The following is a 20,059-nucleotide window of genomic DNA, read 5'->3' on the forward strand; positions in this document are numbered from 1 at the left end:
GTTTTTACTCCTTCTCAAGCTGCTTGGCTTCATCCCAAAAAGCATCTAATTGTTCTAGTGTATAATTTGAAAATGGCTGACCGCTCGCCTTTACCTTCGCTTCAACATAGCCAAAACGTCGTGCAAATTTCTCATTTGCATGCAACATTGCTTCTTCAGGTGATAGCTTATAAAAGCGCGCTAAGTTTACAAGTGTAAACAAAACATCGCCAAATTCATCGAGTCGTGTTCCATTAGACCCTTTCGCCACTTCCTGACGAAATTCCTGCCACTCTTCCGCAAACTTATCCCAAGCACCTTCTACATCTGGCCAATCAAAGCCAACTTTTGCAGCCTTTTTTTGATAATTGTATGCCGTTTGCAACGCGGATGACGGGCGGTATTCTTCTTCCAGCAGTGGCTTGTCACTAATACCCTTTTCTTCTGCCTTAATCGCTTCCCAATTAGCGACAACACCTTCTGCATCCTCTACTGATACATCTCCAAATACATGAGGATGTCGACGAATCATTTTTTCACTAACGGAAGCCAACACGTCCTCAAGTGTGAAGTAGCCTTGATCTTCTCCAATTTGTGCATGTAAAAATACTTGTAGTAACACATCTCCAAGTTCTTCAATCATCGCAAAATCATCTTCTGCATCTACAGCGGCCAAATATTCATGTGCTTCTTCCAATAAATATTTTTTAAGTGATTCATGTGTTTGTTTTCGATCCCATGGGCAGCCATTTGGCCCACGTAAAGTAGCAATTATTTGGCGGAATGTTGTCCAATCACGTAAAGCCTCTTCCTGTGATGTGACTGGAGGTACATAAACCGTTGTTAAATTATTTACTTCAACGCTTTGATCTAGCTCATACAGTGGCACTGTTACAAGCTTTTCTTGTGAGGAACCCGCTGCTGTAACAACGGTTACCGGATATTCATCATCATATTTTTCCATTAAAGTAAGCTTTACTTCAGATGCACTAAATGTATCATATACCTGCGCAATTAAAATGTGCTGACGCATATTAATGTCATGCATGGAAAAGCTAGTGCCATCAAGTAATTGAAAGCCCTCAATCGGATCGATTTTTAACGCACCAAAAATAGGATCTAAGAAGCTTTGTCCGCCTTCAATCACTACCTTCACTTTACCTTCATCCGCAGCTTGAATCAGTAATTGCACTGTTTGCTCTGCCACTAGCGGATGGCCTGGCACAGCATACATAACATCTCCAATTTTAGTCGCTTCAATTAATCGTTGTGCAATTTCTTCATACACTGGCTGGAACGTATGATGCTTTTCATATATTGCATCAAAGCTTTCAAATTGTAAGCCTTCGTTAGCTAACTCATCTAATACTGGATGATCCACCGTCCGAACAAATAACTTTTCGGCTGCCATTAATTTTTTATAAACGCCCATTTGCAACTGATTGAAATCACCAGCGCCAAGACCAATTATTGTTAAAGTATTATTCATTCATTCCACCTACTTCTTTCGATTTAACCATAGTTGATACACTGCCATTCTTCGACCGAAAGGCAGTAGATACCATTCTTTTTCAGCCAGTACTCGTAGCTTGGCAATGCACGTAACCATAACAAATGCACCAATACAAACCGCACTAAAACCAGCAACCACTGCCACTAAACGTTGAGATAATAAACCATCTAATAAAGATGGGGTAATTTGAAGCCAAAGTATGACTGCTATTGCCATACATAATGATGCAATGCTAATCTTTTTGTAAAAACTAGCAGGTGCTAATTGCATACCCGTTAATTTTTTTAAGTAAAAAACAAGCGCTAACGCTGTGAACAAAAGGCCCACATTATTTGCAATAGCAGCACCTAAAACACCTAATGTCCTAATTGTGAACACATTTAGCAGCACTTTCAACGAAAAACCTGTCAATAAAAACAGGGCTGGCTTTTTTAATTTCCCAAAACCTTGCAAAATCGCTGTAAATGTCAAAATAATAGACAACGGTACAATTTGGAGTACATATAGCATCAGTACTTCCGATAATGCATCTGTTTTAAACAGCATTGTATTTATATAAGGCATTACTAATATTAACCCTAGTGAAGCAGCCCAGCCAAATAATATAGAAGCTCTATATGTCAACTGTATAAATGGCAACGCACTACGTCCATTCTGCTTATTTGACATATGGGCAACGAGCGGAACGATTGCTAGAGATAATGAGGCAGCAATGACAACACCAAGTTGCACTAATGGTTGTCCACGATCGTAAATCCCTTTCGTTTCCTTCGCTATCGTGTGGTCCATCCCGCTATCTATTAATAGCGAATAGATAGTAAAAGAATCGACTAGTTGATAACCAAGCAGTAATAAACTACTCATACTTACACTTAAACTTAGTAGTGTCACTTCTTTTAACACCGGAAAACTGGCTAAGCGTTGTTGCTGTTTTCCTATAAATGAACCAAAGCGTTTTCTAAAGAGATACGCAATTAATAATAAGCCTACGCCTTCTCCAATAACAGTCCCGATAATCGCCATTTGGCCAGCACCGTAGAGAGATTTTGACGTCGCCATTATGATAAATGTACCGGTCAAAATAACAGAAACCCTTACCGTTTGCTCCAAAACTTGTGCATAAGCAATTGGCTCCATAATCCCTCTGGATTGAAAGCCTCCCTTAAAAATAGCAAGTGCCGGCATAACCAATACAATAAACGACCCCGTCCGTAATAAAGGAGCAAGATTTGCATCTCCCATCATTTTCGCAATGACGTCCGCACCAGCAAATAATGCAACAAAAAATACCAAGGAGAGTATCGTTAAATAACGAAATATAATCCGCATAATGCTTCGTCTTCTCTGTGTACGTTCTTCCACATCGACCACACAATCATTATCGGCCAGCATTTTGGAAATTGCTACAGCAAAACCACTCGATGTCCATACTACAAATATGGATATTACAGGATACACTTGTTGGTAAATATAAAATCCTTCGTCACCTACAAGGTTTTGAAAAGGCACACGATAAATTGCGCTTAAAATCTTCACAATGAGTGCCGCAATTGTTAATAATGCTGCACCCTTCATGTAACTTTTCATACCAAATCGTTCCGACATACATTGTCCTCTTTCCTTCGTTTAACAATGCCAATAGTATAGCATACCTCAAAAGTTTGACGCTCACCTGAACAAGCTTTGCTATCGCAAAGCTTTATGTATACAAAAAAAGTTATTGTTCACCCTAAAAAGAGTTATGACAATAACTTTCGATGTTCATTAATTATTCATTTGTTTTGCTAAGAAGTTAGCAGCTGTTTCCACAACTTTTACTTCTACTTCGCCAACAAAATGTACTTTAGATAAAACAATGATACAACCAATAGGATCCCCGTTCACCATAATTGGTGTTGCACAATAGGATTTAACTTGCTCATATTGTCCAGGAACAATTTCAATTGTTGTTTCCATCTTCTCAATTTTTGTTGAACGCTCGTCCATAAAACCTTCTGCGAAGGATGTAATACGACGATTAATGTATTCCTTCTTACCAATCCCTGCAACAGCGATTACTTCGTCTCGGTCTGTTACAAATGCCGGCGTGCCTAGTGTTTCATATAATGTTTCCACATATTCACGGGCGAATTCTCCTAAATCATTAATTGGAGAATATTTTTTCAAAATGATTTCACCTTCACGGTCCGTATAAATTTCTAACGGGTCACCTTCACGAATACGTAGCGTTCTACGAATTTCCTTTGGTATTACCACACGTCCTAAATCATCTATACGACGAACAATTCCTGTTGCTTTCATGCTAAACTGCCTCGCTTTCGTATTCATTAAAATTTTTCTTCAACAATAGTATGGTTTTTCTTGAGACAATCTATGCAAAAAATGAACGAAAAGGATTATGAATCCAACATTATTTTTTTTAATAAAAATTTGTCTTTTCATACAATAAGGCTGAACTTGCCAATTTGTCAACAAGTTCAGCCTTTTTTCACATATTTTTTTTGGAATTTGCAATAATCTGCATTATTTCTTCTAATATATCAAAATGATGGTATTTTATGCATTTACGCTCATCAATTGTCAATATCAATTGCATACTATCCATACCGAAGCCAACAGCTCGCTCAAATTTCATCGTCTCGCTTACAATTTTACTTCCATCCACCTTGGCTGAACCTTCCTCAGATAGCAAAATGGAGATGACCTTTTGCTTTTCCTTAATAGAAGAAACGCCCATTTCTAATCCCCAAATCTTCATGCGTGCAATACGCAGCAATCGTTCTGTTTCAATTGGTAAATCACCAAAACGGTCTTGTAATTCTTCCATAATTTCTTCGTATTCATCCACTTGGTCCATCGCTTTAATGCGCTTATACATCTGAATTTTTTGATAGCCGTCTGGTATATACGCATCAGGAATGTAAGCATCAACGTTGAGTAAGATCTCTATCTCTGGTTTCTCTTCTTTTTTCACGCCAGTTTGTCGCTCTGCAATGGCCTCTTCTAGCATTTGGGAGTACAAGTCAAAACCAACTGAATCAATAAAGCCATGTTGTTGCGCCCCCAATAAATTGCCAGCCCCTCGAATGGATAAATCACGCATAGCAATTTTAAATCCAGATCCGAGCTCTGTGAACTCTTTTATCGCTTGTAATCGTTGCTCAGCTACATCTGTAAGTACTTTGTCACGTTGATACATAAAGTAAGCGTATGCCACTCGATTTGAGCGACCTACACGGCCACGTAATTGGTAGAGCTGTGCTAATCCCATGCGATCTGCATCATGGACAATCAGTGTGTTTACATTTGGAATATCAACACCTGTTTCGATAATTGTAGTCGTTACTAAAACATCATAATCCCCTTCAATAAAGGCTAAAATCACAGATTCCAATTGCGATTCCGTCATTTTGCCATGAGCATAGCCGATACGCGCTTCTGGGACAAGCATTTGAATCTCCTCAACTTTACGTGCCATATCCTCTACTCGATTGTATAAGTAAAATACTTGACCACCACGCGCCATTTCTCGCTCAATGGCTTCGCGCACAAGTGCCCCACTATGCTCCATAACATAGGTTTGTACTGGGAATCGATTGGCAGGAGGTGTCTCAATAACCGATAAATCACGAACACCTACCATAGACATATGCAACGTTCTCGGAATAGGCGTTGCGGTTAATGTTAAAACGTCCACATTCGTTTTTAATTGTTTTATTTTTTCCTTATGAGTAACACCAAAACGCTGTTCTTCATCTACAATTAATAGGCCAAGATCTTGGAACGTTAAATCTTTAGATAAGATTCTATGAGTCCCTATTACAATATCTACTTGCCCTTCTTTCAATCCTTTTAAAGTCGCTACTTGCTCTTTTTTCGTACGGAAACGAGATAATAAGCCGACATTGATAGCAAAATCCTGAAATCTATCACGGATTGTCTCGTAGTGTTGTTGCGCTAAAATCGTCGTAGGTACTAAAAAGGCAACTTGTTTACCGTCCTGAATGGCTTTAAAAGCTGCACGAATGGCTACTTCGGTTTTACCATAACCTACGTCACCACATACAAGGCGGTCCATCGGGCGTTCACGTTCCATATCACGTTTCACTTCCACTATGGAACGAAGCTGATCCTCAGTTTCTTCATAAGGGAACGATGCCTCAAAATTACGTTGATCGTCATTATCCGGTGCGAAAGCATGCCCTTTTTCGGCTTCCCGCTTGGCGTATAGCTTTATTAAATCATCTGCAATATCTTGTACGGCAGAGGAAACCTTTGCTTTCGCTTTTTTCCACTCTGCTCCACCTAATTTATGTAGCTTCGGTTCGCGGTCTTCAGATGCCACATATTTTTGAATTAAATCGATTTGCTCCACAGGTACATATAATTTATCGTCTGCACGATAGCGTATATGCAAGTAATCCTTATGTGTGCCATTAACTACTAGCGTTTCTACACCAATGTATTTCCCAATCCCATGATGCACATGCACGACAAAGTCGCCAGCTTTAATTTCTGTATAGCTTTTAATACGCTCTGCATTTGTCATCTTTTGAGGGCGTGATTTTTTCTTTGCTTGTTGTTTAAATAATTCATCCTCTGTCACAATTGCCAAACGTTGCAATGGTAGTTCAAAACCACTCGATAATCCGCCTTCTACAATGTACAGACCTGGTTCATTAGGCTCTCCAATTGTTGCATGAATATCATATTCCTCAAGCATTTCCTGTACACGTTTCACACGGTTTTTATCTCTGGCAACGATTAGAACGGTAAATTTACCAAGCTGCCATCGTTCAACTTCACTTTGTAATAATGCCATTTGTCCATGGAATTGTTGCATCGGTTTACATGAAAAATTAGTCGTTTTAGAAAAGGTAATACCCGCAAACGTACGAGAAAATAGCGAGAAATAAAGCTTCTGCTGCGACAGCATCGCCAGTATTTCCTTTAAAGAAAAGGCTGGTTTCACATCATGTACCATTTTCCCCTCTTCAATTAACGATAAAAACCATTCTTCCTCTTCACGTTCCCATGCATCCATTACTTCTTGAATACGACCTAGCTCATCAAATAATACAATGCCATTTTGTGCAAAATAGTCGCCTAAATAAGCTGTTTTATCATATAGCAACGAGCCATATTTATTTACAAAGTCAGGTAAGTTCCCTTGTTGCAACAATTCAATATCATACTGAATATGTTGATACAGCAGCTCTTTTGTCTCCTGCTTCTTAACTTTTTTCAAGCTTGTCGCTAGCGCACTTTCTAATCGACCTGCTAAAGCAATTCGCTCTTCCATTGTCAAAATTACTTCTGATGCAGGTAAAATACGCACTTCTCGCAATTTATCAATCGAACGCTGGTCATCCGCAGAAAATGTACGAATGGAGTCCACTTCTGTATCAAATAACTCAATTCGAATCGGCGCCTCTAAATAGGGAGGATAAATATCCAAAATCCCTCCACGCAACGCAAACTCCCCAGGTGTCGTTACCATTGAATTACGAACATAGCCCATAGCTACGAGCGTCTGTAACCATTCCTCAATTTGTACTTCTTGTCCGACTGCTGTCTGTAAAAAATAATGAATCCACTGCTCTTTTGGCGGCATCATTTTTCTTAAACCAGCAATCGGGATAATATAAACAGCTTTTTCACCTCTCGCTAGGCAATCAAGCGTCGCGATACGCTCTGCTCGAAGCTCTGGCGAGGCAACTGCTAAGTCAGCAGCAATAAATTCATCCGCTGGGTAATAGTGAACATGTTCCTCTCCTAATAACCCAACAAGCTCATCCGCCATCTTTTGCGCCTGCAATAAATTGGGTGACACAATATAGATGGGTTTTTGCACATGTTCAAATAACGCATCAACCATAACTGGTCGTGCGCTTCCTGTTAAACCTGTAATAAGCTGTGATGCTGTATTGCCGCTCTGAATCTCCTGTAAAAATGATGTGATATGTTTGTCCTGCGACACAAGCTGTCGTAAAACTTCCACAGTCAAAAGCTCCTTTCAGCGCGAAAATTCTAATTATTCAATGTGTTTTATACTATTAATCTAGTACAATATTACACATTCCCATTGTCTAATTATCATGTTCACCTTTGTGTAATTGTCCTAGTCAGTTCACTTTTAGTTTAAAAAGATGACTCTCTAATCATTCATCTGTATCGATTTTTTTCATATTATTAAAAGCAGTGTAACCATGTGCTTCAAAAAATAAAAACGGAAAAAGCTTTGGACGCACACATTGTGCGCCAAAGCATCCTTCCAATTATTGAATCCATTTATTGAGTGCGTGATAATCTGGATATTGTCTAAGCGAATCCTCACATTGCTCACAAATGCAGTGGACGGTTGTTTCACCATGTTGATTCTTTTCAACATAATCGTCTGCCTCACCTAACTCAAAAATATGCAACTTTCGAATTGTATCATCTGCATCAAATGGTAGTGTTCCTATTTCTACTTCACAATGCCTACACCGGTAGCGAATTGCCATCTCCAAATCATCCTCCTTTAAGCAACTTACTACTTAAAGTATAGACATTTAGGAAAAAGATTATGCACCGTTAAATTGGTTCATCACATCAAGAAATGGTTTTGAAAGAGACGCTTCTATTGCATGAACACTATTATCAATAGCATCAGCCATAATAATATTCTCTTCTTTAGAAAACTTAGATAGCACATAATCCGCTACCTTCATGCCTGCTGGTGGGCGACTCACACCAATACGAATTCGGTTAAATTCCTGTGTTCCTAAATGCTGAATTAACGATTTAATACCATTATGCCCGCCCGCACTGCCTTTTTGACGCAAACGCAATTTGCCTGTTTCTAAATCTAAATCATCATAAATAACGATTAGATCCTTCACATCAATATCAAAATAGTCCATAAGAGGTCTAACACATTCACCTGATAAATTCATATATGTTAAAGGCTTAACAAGTAGAACCTTTCCTTCAGGACGATGTACAGTAGCATACATGCCATTAAATTTCGAATTCGTTAATGGTGCATCCCACTTTTTCGCTAATGCATCTATGACATCAAAGCCAATATTATGTCTTGTATGCTCATAAGGTTTACCTGGATTTCCTAAACCAACGATAATTTTCATAAGTACCTCACTTCTTTCAATCTAATAGTCATTATTTTACCATACTGCGCTCTAAGAAAGCATTTCGTTCATATCAGTTCTGAACAATTATCCGTATGCTAAAAATCCATTAGCCTTTAATCTCACTGTCGCTTTTTCAATAAAAAAAGACTATCAAGTCCGTCTTTTACGACTTCCTCGATAGCCTTCCCTACTAACGTCTATTTAACCTTATGCCTCAACGCTTTCTTCGACCTCTTCATCTTCTGCCGATACGGTTGGCGCCATAATTGTTGCTAAGATATGATCATCTTCGTTCACAATGTCAAAATCTACTTGATTGCGAATATCCGCTACCATGATAGATTCTCCAATTGCTAGTTTCGTAATATCAATTTCTAATGTTTCCGGAATATCAGTAGGTTTTACTTTAATTTTTACTTCTAAGTTTGGCTGCATTAAAATGCCACCTTCACTTACACCAACGGATTCTCCAGTAAGTGTTACTGCTACATCTACTTCTAATTCTTCAGTCATATTAATTGCTAAAAAATCAACATGATTCACTTCATCTTTCAGTGTACATTTTTGTACTTCTGATACAACGACATTTACCCGTTCACCATCTAACTCCACCGGAATAACACCATTACGCCCATTTTTTTGAACGAATTGTCTAAATTCTTTCGCTGAAATAGAAATTGGGGTTGAATCTAGTTTGTAGCCATAAATAACAGCAGGAATGGCTCCCCCTTTTCTAAGTTGGGTTAATGTCGAACGATGCCCAGTTTCGCGCTTATTTACACTTAACACGGTACTCATATCTATACCTTCCCCTTCCAAGAAAAATTAATAATTTATTTCACCGTAGTCGCAACCTATTTACAGAATTTTAATATAAATATTTATTTGTTCTGTTAAGAGTCTTTGACAACGCTGAATTTTTTTATAATATTTACATTCTTTTTATATATGAATGCAAATATTAAGCAGTAACAATTACTATTATACCCCTTAATGAGAATCTTCACACGTAACTGCTACGCAAAAAGGACAAATCTACTCATAAATGTAGATTTGTCCTTTTTTTGTCACATATTATGCTAATTCTTTTACATAAAACTAAATTAAATCCCATAATTTGTATTTCCAGCTTTACAGATAACCATTTTAAAAGCTTTAAAATAAATACAATATATATTTTTTGCTAAGCTAAGGCGCTCACTTTCCTTCGATGGAGTTCGCCGCCTTTTGCTTTATGAAAATGCATCTGTCCCGAAAAACATTATGAACTGAACTTAATTAATCGAATAAAGTACTTACTGATTTGTTTTCGTAAACGCGAGAAATTGCATCTGCCATTAATTTAGCTACTGAAAGCTCTGTAATTTTTGGTGATTTTTTCTCTTCAGAAAGTTGAATTGTATTTGTTACTACTAATTCTTTAATTGCAGAGTTTTCAATACGCTCGATAGCTGGACCAGAAAGTACTGGATGTGAGCAACATGCATACACTTCTTTTGCACCCGCAGCACGTAATGCATCAGCGCCAATCGTAATTGTACCTGCAGTATCGATAATATCATCAATCAAGATTGCCACTTTACCATCAACATTACCAACGATGTTCATCACTTCTGCAACATTTGGTTTTGGACGGCGTTTGTCAATAATTGCAATTGGTGCTTTTAAACGTTCTGCCATTTTACGTGCACGTGTTACTCCACCATGGTCAGGTGAAACAATTACGATTTCCTCAGCAGGAATACCTTTTGATTTGAAATAATCAGATAGTAAAGGTACCGCCATTAAGTGATCGATTAAAATATCAAAGAAACCTTGGATTTGTGGTGCATGTAAATCTAAAACGATAACACGTGTTGCACCAGCCGTTTCAAGTAAGTTTGCCACTAATTTAGCTGTAATTGGCTCACGCGCTTTTGCTTTACGGTCTTGACGAGCATAACCATAGTAAGGCATTACAACGTTAACTGTACGTGCAGATGCGCGTTTTACAGCATCTACCATAATTAAAAGCTCCATTAAATGTTCGTTTACAGGTGCAGAAGTTGACTGCACGATAAACACGTCACAACCACGAATACTTTCTTCAATGCTAATTTGAATCTCTCCATCGCTAAAGTGCTTAACAGAAGATTTCCCTAATTCAACTCCCATTTCTTGCGCAATTTCTTGGGCAAGTGGATTATTAGAATTGAGTGAAAATATTTTTAATTGTGAGTTTGCATATTGATACGGCATGATGGCCTCCTGTTTAGTTGATAATTATTTTGAATTTAATTTGCTTACATAATTCGGTTTGTTTTCTTGTCTTGCACGAGCAATTGCTAGCGCATCTTCAGGAACTTCTTTTGTAATTGTAGATCCTGCTGCAATAAATGAACCTTTTCCAACTTTCACTGGCGCTACTAAGTTAGTATTACATCCTACAAATACATCATCTTCAATAATTGTTTGGAATTTGTTTTTCCCATCATAGTTCACTGTAATAGAACCACAGCCAACATTGACGTTATTTCCTATTTCAGCATCTCCAATATAGCTTAAATGGGATACTTTTGTGTCATGACCTAGTGTACTTTTCTTCACTTCTACAAAGTTACCGATTTTAACATGGCTACCGATATCAGATAGTGGACGAATATGTGCAAATGGTCCAATCGTTGTATCTTCCGCTACAGTGCTTTCTCTTACAACAGAGGAATGTACTGAAGTACGGTCACCGATACGACTATCAATAATTTGTGAATTTGGGCCAATAATACAATCTTCTCCTATTACCGTTGCTCCTTCAATCATAGAGCCAGGATGTAGAACAGTATCACGTCCAATGACTGCGTCTGAACTAATGTAAGTAGCAGTTGGGTTAATGATTGTTACACCATTACGCATATGACGTTCATTAATACGTGCACGCATTAACGTTTCCGCCTGTGACAATGCCACACGGTCATTGACACCGAGTGTTTCTTCAAAATCATCGGTTACATATGCTCCAACGATATCGCCTTGCTTTTGTAAAATTTCAATTACATCAGGTAAATAATACTCGCCCTGTGCATTGTCATTTTTCACAAGCTTTAACGTCTCAAACAACGCCTTGTTATCGAAGCAGTATGTCCCCGTATTAATTTCTTTTACTCGTTGCTGCTCTACACTTGCATCTTTTTGTTCAACAATTTGTTCCACCTGTCCATTATCGCCACGTAAAATACGACCATAGCCAGTTGGATTTTCAGCAACAGCTGTTAAAATTGTCGCTTTTGCATTATTTGCTAGATGATGCTCAAATAACGCTTTCATCGTTTCAGGACGAATAAGTGGCGTATCACCGCAAACAACTAATGTTGTTCCTTGCTCGCTACCTAAAATTGACTCTGCTTGTTGTACTGCATGTGCTGTACCTAGTTGTTCAGCTTGTAAAACATACTCACTTTTATCGCCAAGTTGTTGTTTTACTTTTTCTGCACCATGTCCTACAACCGTTACGATGCGCTCGACATCTAACGTTTGAATGTGATCCACTACATGTTGTACCATGGGCTTCCCACATACTGGATGGAGCACTTTATATAATTTGGACTTCATACGTGTACCTTGACCTGCAGCCAAAATGACAGCAAAAATATTGCTCATCAGTAAGTCCTCCAATACGCTCATTTTCTCTTATGACTATATAGCAAAATTCATCTATTTTCAAGGCATGTAGAATTGACTAAAAAGTGAATTCCTAAATCAAACACGGCTTATGCTCGATTGTTATCAGCTATGCACTAAAATCTGCCCGTTTTCTCTTTTTTGAAAAATAAAAAGAACCCTTCATTCATTGAGGAGTTCTTTCTATTTTTCATCGCCAAAAAGTCCTTATTTTGTAAATAACCTTTGAGCGAACATTTATTTTCATAAAACTATACGCCAATTCCTTCTAATTCGGCTGCTTGTTCTGACTCAGGCGTGTCGCTTGAGTTATGATAAGCGTTTAAAATAATCTCTTGAATTTTGTTACGTGTCGTTGAATTAATCGGATGCGCAATATCTCTAAATTCTCCATCCGGTGTACGTTTACTTGGCATAGCAACGAATAAGCCTGTATTGCCATCAATTACACGGATATCATGTACCACAAACTCATTGTCGAGTGTAATGGAAGCAATCGCACGCATGCGACCATCCGTTTGAACATGACGTAATCTCACATCAGTGACTTCCATTTTCTCACCACCTCTCTTCTTAGATGCCTAAATGAAAATATTTATATTCCTATTACCGAATATTTTCCTTTTCATAGTCTAACAAATTTTCTAAAAAATTTGAATACTTCATTTTTAATTCACTATAATATTTTCTCTAGTTCATCGTAAATTTGACAATAGTTTGTCAAATTTTTGGAAAACTAACGAATCTTTTATGTTTTTCTGTAATCCAGTTATATTTTCTAAGTAAACAATTTTTAGATTTCTAAGATAAGTACTTAAAATGGCACTCGTAAGAAATTGTGAGTATTAGTAAAAAACCCTTTAAAAGAGTTATTGTTCTTCTAAAGGGTGCTTATGTTATTTTACAACAGCTATTACTTCTATTTCGACTTTCACATCTTTTGGTAAACGAGCTACTTCCACTGCCGAACGAGCTGGCTTATGTTCGCCAAAGTGACTAGCGTAGACTTCGTTCATTGCCACAAAGTCATTCATATCCTTCATAAAGACAGTAGTTTTTACTACATTGTCTAATGATGAACCAGCAGCCTCTAACACTGCCTTTAGATTAGCAAATACTTGGTGTGTTTGAGCGGCGATATCACCCTCTACTAATTCCCCTGTTGCAGTAAGCGGAATTTGACCTGAACTATAAAACATCCCATTCACAATTATGCCTTGTGCATATGGTCCAATTGCTGCTGGTGCATTTGTTGTAGATACTACATTCATTTGTCATTTCTCCCTTTTTGTAAAATAATTTCCTTCACTTAATGCAATCGTACGATCTTTTTCATTTACCTCATGAAGCTTTACAAGTGAATAGTAATCATCTACTAAAGTTTCATCGGCATGCTCTGCTTCAACAAGAACCGCGATACCTGCTAGTTGACAGTCAAACTCTTCTAGTAGATTTTTCATACCGTTCATCGTACCTCCGACCTTCATAAAATCATCGGTAATCAGTACGCGCTGTCCACTCTTCATGCTTCTTTTTGATAATACCATTGTCTGAATTCTACGAGAAGAACCAGATACGTAGTTTATGCTGACTGTAGAACCTTCTGTTACTTTGCTGTCTCTACGTACAACTACTACCGGTACATTTAAATGCCTTGCTATGGCATGGGCAATAGATATCCCCTTTGTTGCCACTGTCATAATGACATCAATTTGTTGGTCAGCAAAAGCAGATGCAAAGACCTTACCAACTCGATTAATTAAATCTGGATTGCCCAGTAAATCCGTCATAAATAAATAGCCACCAGGTAACAAACGATCAGAATGTTCAAGTTCTGCTTTTAAATCCTGAATAACTAAACGAACTTCCTCTTCGGACATTTTAGGAATATACTTCACACCACCTGCAGCCCCTGGCACTGTTGTCAATAACCCGATTCCTTTTTCTTCGAAAGTTTCTTTTACAATCGTTAAATCTTCGCTAATTGAAGACTTTGCTGATTGATATAATTCTGAAAAATAAGTTAGCGGGATCAGCTGATGTGGATGTTCTAGTAAATAGTACGTCATATCAACTAGTCGTTCACTACGCTTCCATTTCATGCGACCCTCTCCTAAACACGAATATTTATAGGTAAAATTAACACAAATATGCGTTTTTAAGCAAGCGTATTTCGCTCCCCTAAAATGCGCACAGCATATACTTCTTCACAAAAGCCTCGTAAGCCATTGTAAATTCGACTTACACGAGCCTCACTATCCACAAGGCCAAAGACCGTGGGACCGCTTCCGCTCATTAATGTCGCATCTGCTCCAAAACGTCTCATCTGCTCTTTTAACATAATAACTTCTGGATGCAACTTAAATGTTACAGTTTCCAAAACATTTCCTAAAGATGCACATAATAGTTCATAATTATCCGTCTCAATCGCTTGAATCATTTGCTTTGTCTTTGGATGCTCAAGTCCTTCAACATTCAATCCGCCATATACTTCCGCTGTTGATACACCTATTTTAGGCTTGGCTAATACAACCCAACAGCTTGGCGGAGCAGGTAATTCTTGAATTTTTTCTCCACGTCCAGTTGCTAGCGCTGTACCTCCGTATACACAAAAAGATACATCAGAGCCGATTTTAGCACCAAGCTCTGCTAGCTCATCTATGGACAAGTTTAAATTCCAAAGTTCATTTAAGCCTTTTAGTGTCGCCGCTGCATCACTACTGCCTCCTGCAAGACCTGCAGCAATCGGTATTTCTTTTTCAATTGTAATGGATACACCTTGTCTAATGCCGTATGTATCTTTTATAAGACGCGCTGCTTGATAAGCAAAGTTGCGGTGATCATTTGGTACGAAATTATCCGTTGAAATAATTTCGATAACTCCATCTTCTCGAGATTCTAAGCTAATACGATCTGCCAAATCGACAGTCGTCATGACCATCTCCACTTCGTGATAATTATCTGGTCGTTTATAAAGAACATCTAATGTTAAATTAATTTTTGCAGGCGCCTTTACATAAAGCATCTTACTTCCTCCCTCATAACTACACGCAGAAACAGCCATTCATTTTTCGCGCAAGATAATTCATTTTATTTTACCATAATGAGAAAGCAAACTGAAAAAAGAACCGTTTTATAACGGTTCTCTCTCGTCAGTTGTTTTGTTGTGTTCAGCATAGGAAAACCTAGCTAAATGAAGTAAATAAATGTAAGTAACCTATTTTAGGCAAAGTAGACTACTTACGCTCTTGTTCACTGCTTGCTCTTTCTGCCATCTCAATGGCACGTTTCACCATATTACCAGCATCTCGAGCTTTAATGCCGCCCCAACCTTCTTTTTGCACAACATCATAAAATCCAAGTTCTTTGGCGATCTCTTCTTTTAAACGAGGTGACATGATACCTTTTCTAGGCATATAAACTCCTCCTTGTAACAACTGACGACATTAGTATGTCCGATAAAACGAAAAGCACTCATGTAGTTTTTGACATACATGAGTGCTCCAAAATATAGAAATAAGTACTAGAAACTATTTCGCGACAGCAGCCTTTGCTTCGTCCAAAAATGTAATCTCTACTGCCTCAGTTAAAATATCTGTGTAGCTATACGATACGCGCTTGCACGTATTGTCTTCTTGATCAAGCTCAACTACAAAAATTGCACGATATGTTTCACGCAATATTCCTGCACACTCGATCGTTTTCTTGCGACCACCGTTTGCTTTTAACTGCAAACGTTTACCCAAATGACAATCCAACGACTTTTTAATGTCCGCTAAAGTTTTTGGCATTTTCGCTTACACCTCACTAATACCTAGTATAAGTGATACGCCCAAAAATGTCAACAAAATATAATATTTTATCAGCCCTTCATAAATGTTGTCAACTTATTTTTTTTGAAAAAATACGTTTTTTTTTCATATCACATGAAAATGTAACAAAATTTTTTACTTTGCAAAGGTTGGATAAAGAGCATCTGCAAGCTTCCCAAACTCTTGAATGGAAAGTGTTTCACCTCGACGAGTTGGCTCAATATTTACAGATTCTAAAGCCTCGATGATTTTATCTTTATTGGCCTTACCATTTGGTAAACCAGATTGTAAATTATTTAAGATGGTTTTACGACGCTGTACAAATGACGCTCTTGTGACAACAAAAAGAAAATCCTCATCAATCACATTAACCGGTGGCGCATCATGCTTAATAAGACGAATAACTGCTGAATCTACATTTGGTTGTGGCATAAAAACAGTTTTCGGTACGGTCATCGCAATTTCAGCTTTCACGTAATACTGAATGGCAATCGATAATGAACCATATTCTTTTGTTCCTGGTTTCGCTGTAATACGATCCGCTACTTCTTTCTGCATCATCACCACAAAACCACGGATTGGTAGACGATCATTTAACAACTTCATTAAAATAGGCGTCGTAACATAATAGGGTAAATTAGCAACAACCATAATATCCTCAATACCTGGCATTTCTTCCTCAATTACTTTAGCAACGTCTGCTTTTAAAATATCGGAATGCACAATAGACACATTATTATATGGACTTAATGTATCGGCTAGTACTGGTAATAAACGCTGATCGATTTCAAACGATACGACCTTTTTTGCGCTGCGTGCCAAATGCTCCGTTAATGCGCCAATACCCGGACCTACTTCAATTGCACCACTGTTTTCTGTCAAATTCGCATGACTAACAATGTTTCTTAAAATGTTCGGATCAATTAAAAAATTTTGACCTAAGCTCTTTTTAAATGAAAATCCATATTTTTTTAAAATTTCTTGTGTTCGAATGGGTGTTGCAATATCCTTATGCATTATTATCCTCCTGATCTACCTGTGCGACAGCAGCACCAAATTGCTGTTCTGTTATTTGAAACATTTTCAATCTTTTATGAAGTTGTTTACCATTTGTTGCACCAATATTCAATATTTCGCCTAGACGATCACGGCGTCTTTTCGCCAATGGATGACCGATTAAACGAGCGGTCATTAAATCTTCTAGCGTAATATCATCGGTAATGGGCTCATTGCTATTTGGCGTATAGACAAGACTTAACGCTTCGCGAATATCCTCATCTGCCGCATGCTCAATGCCTAAACCTTTACCGTTTTTTGCAATTGTTTTCGATTTTGGTAAAAAGGCATGTTTTACCCCTGAGACATGTTGCTCAATAATAGCTCGAATTCGCCGTCCTGGATAATCAGGATCTGTAAACACAATAACTCCTCGTTTATCCTGTGCGTGCTGAATTCGTTTAAGCGTCTCCTCTGAAATTGCAGATCCATTTGTTTCAATAGTATCTGCTTGAACAGCTCGCTTAATGGCTGTTGTATCATCTTTTCCTTCAACGACAATGACTTCTTGAATTTGCAAAAAGGCTCCTCTTTTCTACCTTATCTTCAGACCATTTTACAACTGCCCTGTGTGATTGTACAGAAATACAAAGCTAGTCGGTTCTATACGTGAAAAAAGCTTTCCCGCCAGTCAATACAGGAAAGCCAATGCTTAGTGAAAAACATTTTGTTATATTTTACAATTTTTTTAATTTAATACTTTAATACGCACTTTCTTACGTCCCCAGTTGCGGGCTTGAGCATCTGTTTGTACAAGTATATCGATCTTATTACCCTTAATTGAACCACCAGTATCCCCAGCAACAGCTGTTCCATAACCTTCAACCCATACCTTTGAGCCAAGTTTAATAACGGATGGATCTACTGCGATTACCTTTAAGCCAGAACCTGAACGCAAGTTAATGCCAGTAGCTGATGTACCTGAACAGCCTTTACAATACGGTGTATAAGCTGTTGCCGTTACATAAAATTCTTTCCCACTAGCAGGCTCCGCTGAACCACGAGACACAGTTGTTGCGCTAGCTACTAATTTTTTTGCACCAACAGCAACCACTTGTTTCTTTGGCTCTTTTATGACGTTTTCAGATTGTAAATTTTTTGCCACAATTTTGCCGTTTTCTTTCACGACTTCATACGTTCGAGAAACTGTACCCTTCTCGCCCGTCGTGACAACTTTTTCTTTTCCTTTAAGCAAAGTAGCATCTTGCTTCTTTTCAATTGCGAAATCAATAGAGTCTTCCACTACATCGATAACCTTTTCTACGCGAACTACTGCGATTTTACTCTCTGGAGTGATAACGTCCTCCAGGTTATTCTCGACACGATCGAATTCATTAAGTTGAATTCCTTGTTGTTTTAAAAAGTTAGCGACCGTAGTCGAAGTGGACCAAACTTGTCTGTTTTCTAAACCATCGACAAGCGTTACCTGAAACGCTTTTTGAATATCGATTTTGTTATCTGCTCCTACTTCTGTATCCAAACCTTGCGCTAATGAATCATGTTCTGATACTTCGATATTTGCTTCCTTCAAAATGTCTTTCACTAGTTTTTCAGTTGTCCAAACTTTTGACTGATTTCCATCAACTGAAATTGTTACTTCTTTTGCCTGTTCCCAAGTAATTGCTAAACCATTAACAATTTTGGCATTCAGAGAGGGTGATATTTTGTCATGCGCTGCTACGTCTATATTTTGATTTTGTAATAGTTCTTCTACAGTTTTAGCATGTGTTGATACTTCAATTGCTTCTCCGTTAGCGTTAAGCGTTACGGATTTTTTAGTACCTTGATAAAGTACGAATGAAATTACTGACACAAACAGGACAAGTGAAACAATTCTTATCACTGTTTGCTTACTCCTCAATGATCCTAAGAACAAGTTTTTCATGGAATTATTTGACATGAAAAAACGCCTCCTTAATACAAAGTTGGATTATACGGACTAGATTTAGCACTGTCAACCCGAATGTATTTCAAAAAAATTTGACCATGCTATTTTAGCCAACCGCAAACACAGTATTGGAGGCACTTTAGCTAGTTAAACGTCAATCCTAAAAAATTTTTTTGCATTGGCAGTCGTTACATTGGCAACTTCCTCAATTGGTATTTCTTTTAAACGTGCAATTTCTTCTGCAACTAATGGCACCAATGCTGGTTCATTACGTTTACCACGATAAGGATGTGGAGCTAGATATGGCGCGTCTGTTTCGATCATCAAGTGCTCTAAAGGTATCTCTGTTGCTACTTCTTTCGGCATGCGAGCATTTTTAAAAGTCACCGGTCCGCCAAGACTAATCATAAAATTCATTGCGATGCATTGACGTGCTGTTTCTACACTTCCGCTATAGCAATGCATAACGCCTCCAACAGAAGCAGCATTCTCTTCACGTAAAATATCCACAACATCTGCTGTCGCATCTCGATTATGAATGATGATTGGTAAATTTACTTTTTGCGCTAAATGAATTTGCTTGCGAAAAAGAGCTTGCTGAACATCCTTTGGTGATTTATCCCAGTAATAATCTAAACCTGTTTCACCAATTCCAACGACTTTAGGATGTGCCGCCAATTCCTCAATCCATTTTAAATCTTCTTCAGTGCAATCAATAGCATCTACTGGATGCCAACCAATCACACCATAAATAAAATCGTATTGTTCTACTAATTCCATTGTTTTTTCAATCGTTTTACGATCAAAACCTACAACTACCATGGTTTCAACCTTTGCTTCAAGAGCTCGATCTATGACTTCTTGTAAGTCTTCTTGATATTGCTCTGCATTCAAATGTACATGTGTATCGATAAACATTGTCATTCCCCTAACCTTGATTTTATTAAAGATTATTATTTCATATTTTTCATCTGCATTACAATTTTGTTACAAACAAATTAGTATTGTGACAATACACTTATAT

Annotated in this window: 19 protein-coding genes; all 19 read right to left on the reverse strand. The window is 37.9% G+C overall.

The window, feature by feature from the left end; genetic code table 11:
* Positions 1-4: 4 nt before the first annotated feature.
* The 19 genes from yabN to C9J37_RS17940 all read right to left on the reverse strand — a co-directional run bounded on the left by yabN (position 5) and on the right by C9J37_RS17940 (position 19,953).
* Positions 5-1,468 (reverse strand): bifunctional methyltransferase/pyrophosphohydrolase YabN, encoded by a 1,464-nt coding sequence (gene yabN, locus C9J37_RS17850; RefSeq protein ID WP_107896441.1) that lies wholly within the window; start codon positions 1,466-1,468, stop codon positions 5-7.
* Between the two features lie 9 nt (positions 1,469-1,477).
* Positions 1,478-3,097, reverse strand: a complete 1,620-nt coding sequence (locus C9J37_RS17855) for a putative polysaccharide biosynthesis protein (protein ID WP_107896442.1) — start codon at positions 3,095-3,097, stop codon at positions 1,478-1,480.
* Between the two features lie 159 nt (positions 3,098-3,256).
* Positions 3,257-3,793, reverse strand: a complete 537-nt coding sequence (gene spoVT / locus C9J37_RS17860) for a stage V sporulation protein T (RefSeq protein WP_107896456.1) — start codon at positions 3,791-3,793, stop codon at positions 3,257-3,259.
* A 187-nt stretch (positions 3,794-3,980) separates the two neighbouring features.
* Positions 3,981-7,493 (reverse strand): transcription-repair coupling factor, encoded by a 3,513-nt coding sequence (gene mfd, locus C9J37_RS17865; RefSeq protein WP_107896443.1) that lies wholly within the window; start codon positions 7,491-7,493, stop codon positions 3,981-3,983.
* 277 nt (positions 7,494-7,770) lie between these two features.
* On the reverse strand, positions 7,771-7,998 hold the full coding sequence (locus C9J37_RS17870; RefSeq protein WP_024362594.1) for an anti-sigma-F factor Fin: 228 nt from the start codon (positions 7,996-7,998) through the stop codon (positions 7,771-7,773).
* 60 nt (positions 7,999-8,058) lie between these two features.
* Positions 8,059-8,622, reverse strand: a complete 564-nt coding sequence (gene pth, locus C9J37_RS17875) for an aminoacyl-tRNA hydrolase (RefSeq protein WP_024362593.1) — start codon at positions 8,620-8,622, stop codon at positions 8,059-8,061.
* Positions 8,623-8,832: 210 nt separating this feature from the next.
* Positions 8,833-9,423, reverse strand: a complete 591-nt coding sequence (locus C9J37_RS17880) for a 50S ribosomal protein L25/general stress protein Ctc (protein ID WP_107896444.1) — start codon at positions 9,421-9,423, stop codon at positions 8,833-8,835.
* Between the two features lie 480 nt (positions 9,424-9,903).
* Positions 9,904-10,863, reverse strand: coding sequence for a ribose-phosphate diphosphokinase (locus C9J37_RS17885; RefSeq protein WP_024362592.1), 960 nt, complete (start codon positions 10,861-10,863; stop codon positions 9,904-9,906).
* Positions 10,864-10,887: 24 nt separating this feature from the next.
* Complete coding sequence (gene glmU, locus C9J37_RS17890) at positions 10,888-12,258, reverse strand: bifunctional UDP-N-acetylglucosamine diphosphorylase/glucosamine-1-phosphate N-acetyltransferase GlmU (RefSeq protein ID WP_107896445.1); 1,371 nt, start codon at positions 12,256-12,258, stop codon at positions 10,888-10,890.
* A gap of 272 nt (positions 12,259-12,530) precedes the next feature.
* Complete coding sequence (gene spoVG, locus C9J37_RS17895; protein WP_024362590.1) at positions 12,531-12,833, reverse strand: septation regulator SpoVG; 303 nt, start codon at positions 12,831-12,833, stop codon at positions 12,531-12,533.
* Between the two features lie 342 nt (positions 12,834-13,175).
* Positions 13,176-13,550: a RidA family protein gene (locus C9J37_RS17900; RefSeq protein ID WP_024362589.1), complete on the reverse strand. Its 375-nt coding sequence runs from the start codon at positions 13,548-13,550 to the stop codon at positions 13,176-13,178.
* A gap of 3 nt (positions 13,551-13,553) precedes the next feature.
* A complete protein-coding gene (gene purR, locus C9J37_RS17905; RefSeq protein ID WP_024362588.1) occupies positions 13,554-14,381 on the reverse strand; it encodes a pur operon repressor in 828 nt (275 codons plus the stop codon).
* 56 nt (positions 14,382-14,437) lie between these two features.
* On the reverse strand, positions 14,438-15,304 hold the full coding sequence (gene ispE, locus C9J37_RS17910; protein ID WP_107896446.1) for a 4-(cytidine 5'-diphospho)-2-C-methyl-D-erythritol kinase: 867 nt from the start codon (positions 15,302-15,304) through the stop codon (positions 14,438-14,440).
* Positions 15,305-15,515: 211 nt separating this feature from the next.
* The gene (locus tag C9J37_RS17915; RefSeq protein WP_004229193.1) at positions 15,516-15,695 is read right to left on the reverse strand and encodes a small, acid-soluble spore protein, alpha/beta type; all 180 of its coding nucleotides are present in this window, start codon (positions 15,693-15,695) and stop codon (positions 15,516-15,518) included.
* 114 nt (positions 15,696-15,809) lie between these two features.
* Positions 15,810-16,070 (reverse strand): biofilm formation stimulator Veg, encoded by a 261-nt coding sequence (gene veg, locus C9J37_RS17920; RefSeq protein ID WP_024362586.1) that lies wholly within the window; start codon positions 16,068-16,070, stop codon positions 15,810-15,812.
* A gap of 156 nt (positions 16,071-16,226) precedes the next feature.
* Entirely contained in the window at positions 16,227-17,108 is an 882-nt protein-coding gene (gene rsmA / locus C9J37_RS17925) for a 16S rRNA (adenine(1518)-N(6)/adenine(1519)-N(6))-dimethyltransferase RsmA (RefSeq protein WP_025218327.1), read from the reverse strand.
* The gene (gene rnmV, locus C9J37_RS17930; protein WP_107896447.1) at positions 17,101-17,667 is read right to left on the reverse strand and encodes a ribonuclease M5; all 567 of its coding nucleotides are present in this window, start codon (positions 17,665-17,667) and stop codon (positions 17,101-17,103) included. Before rnmV ends, rsmA begins: the two co-directional genes overlap by 8 nt.
* Positions 17,668-17,835: 168 nt before the next feature.
* Positions 17,836-19,047, reverse strand: coding sequence for a resuscitation-promoting factor (locus C9J37_RS17935; protein ID WP_107896448.1), 1,212 nt, complete (start codon positions 19,045-19,047; stop codon positions 17,836-17,838).
* Between the two features lie 135 nt (positions 19,048-19,182).
* Positions 19,183-19,953 (reverse strand): TatD family hydrolase, encoded by a 771-nt coding sequence (locus tag C9J37_RS17940; protein ID WP_069510816.1) that lies wholly within the window; start codon positions 19,951-19,953, stop codon positions 19,183-19,185.
* Positions 19,954-20,059: the final 106 nt, after the last annotated feature.

The organism is Lysinibacillus mangiferihumi (genome assembly GCF_003049665.1).
In the GTDB taxonomy this organism is placed as follows: domain Bacteria; phylum Bacillota; class Bacilli; order Bacillales_A; family Planococcaceae; genus Lysinibacillus; species Lysinibacillus mangiferihumi.

Bases quoted from the DNA above. Each gene is read 5' to 3' on its own strand.
- yabN (WP_107896441.1), bottom strand. From the start codon at position 1,468: ATGAATAATACTTTAACAATAATTGGTCTTGGCGCTGGTGATTTCAAT.
- C9J37_RS17855 (WP_107896442.1), bottom strand. From the start codon at position 3,097: ATGTCGGAACGATTTGGTATGAAAAGTTACATGAAGGGTGCAGCATTA.
- spoVT (WP_107896456.1), bottom strand. From the start codon at position 3,793: ATGAAAGCAACAGGAATTGTTCGTCGTATAGATGATTTAGGACGTGTG.
- C9J37_RS17870 (WP_024362594.1), bottom strand. From the start codon at position 7,998: ATGGCAATTCGCTACCGGTGTAGGCATTGTGAAGTAGAAATAGGAACA.
- pth (WP_024362593.1), bottom strand. From the start codon at position 8,622: ATGAAAATTATCGTTGGTTTAGGAAATCCAGGTAAACCTTATGAGCAT.
- C9J37_RS17880 (WP_107896444.1), bottom strand. From the start codon at position 9,423: ATGAGTACCGTGTTAAGTGTAAATAAGCGCGAAACTGGGCATCGTTCG.
- C9J37_RS17885 (WP_024362592.1), bottom strand. From the start codon at position 10,863: ATGCCGTATCAATATGCAAACTCACAATTAAAAATATTTTCACTCAAT.
- glmU (WP_107896445.1), bottom strand. From the start codon at position 12,258: ATGAGCAATATTTTTGCTGTCATTTTGGCTGCAGGTCAAGGTACACGT.
- spoVG (WP_024362590.1), bottom strand. From the start codon at position 12,833: ATGGAAGTCACTGATGTGAGATTACGTCATGTTCAAACGGATGGTCGC.
- C9J37_RS17900 (WP_024362589.1), bottom strand. From the start codon at position 13,550: ATGAATGTAGTATCTACAACAAATGCACCAGCAGCAATTGGACCATAT.
- purR (WP_024362588.1), bottom strand. From the start codon at position 14,381: ATGAAATGGAAGCGTAGTGAACGACTAGTTGATATGACGTACTATTTA.
- ispE (WP_107896446.1), bottom strand. From the start codon at position 15,304: ATGCTTTATGTAAAGGCGCCTGCAAAAATTAATTTAACATTAGATGTT.
- C9J37_RS17915 (WP_004229193.1), bottom strand. From the start codon at position 15,695: ATGCCTAGAAAAGGTATCATGTCACCTCGTTTAAAAGAAGAGATCGCC.
- veg (WP_024362586.1), bottom strand. From the start codon at position 16,070: ATGCCAAAAACTTTAGCGGACATTAAAAAGTCGTTGGATTGTCATTTG.
- rsmA (WP_025218327.1), bottom strand. From the start codon at position 17,108: ATGCATAAGGATATTGCAACACCCATTCGAACACAAGAAATTTTAAAA.
- C9J37_RS17935 (WP_107896448.1), bottom strand. From the start codon at position 19,047: ATGTCAAATAATTCCATGAAAAACTTGTTCTTAGGATCATTGAGGAGT.
- C9J37_RS17940 (WP_069510816.1), bottom strand. From the start codon at position 19,953: ATGTTTATCGATACACATGTACATTTGAATGCAGAGCAATATCAAGAA.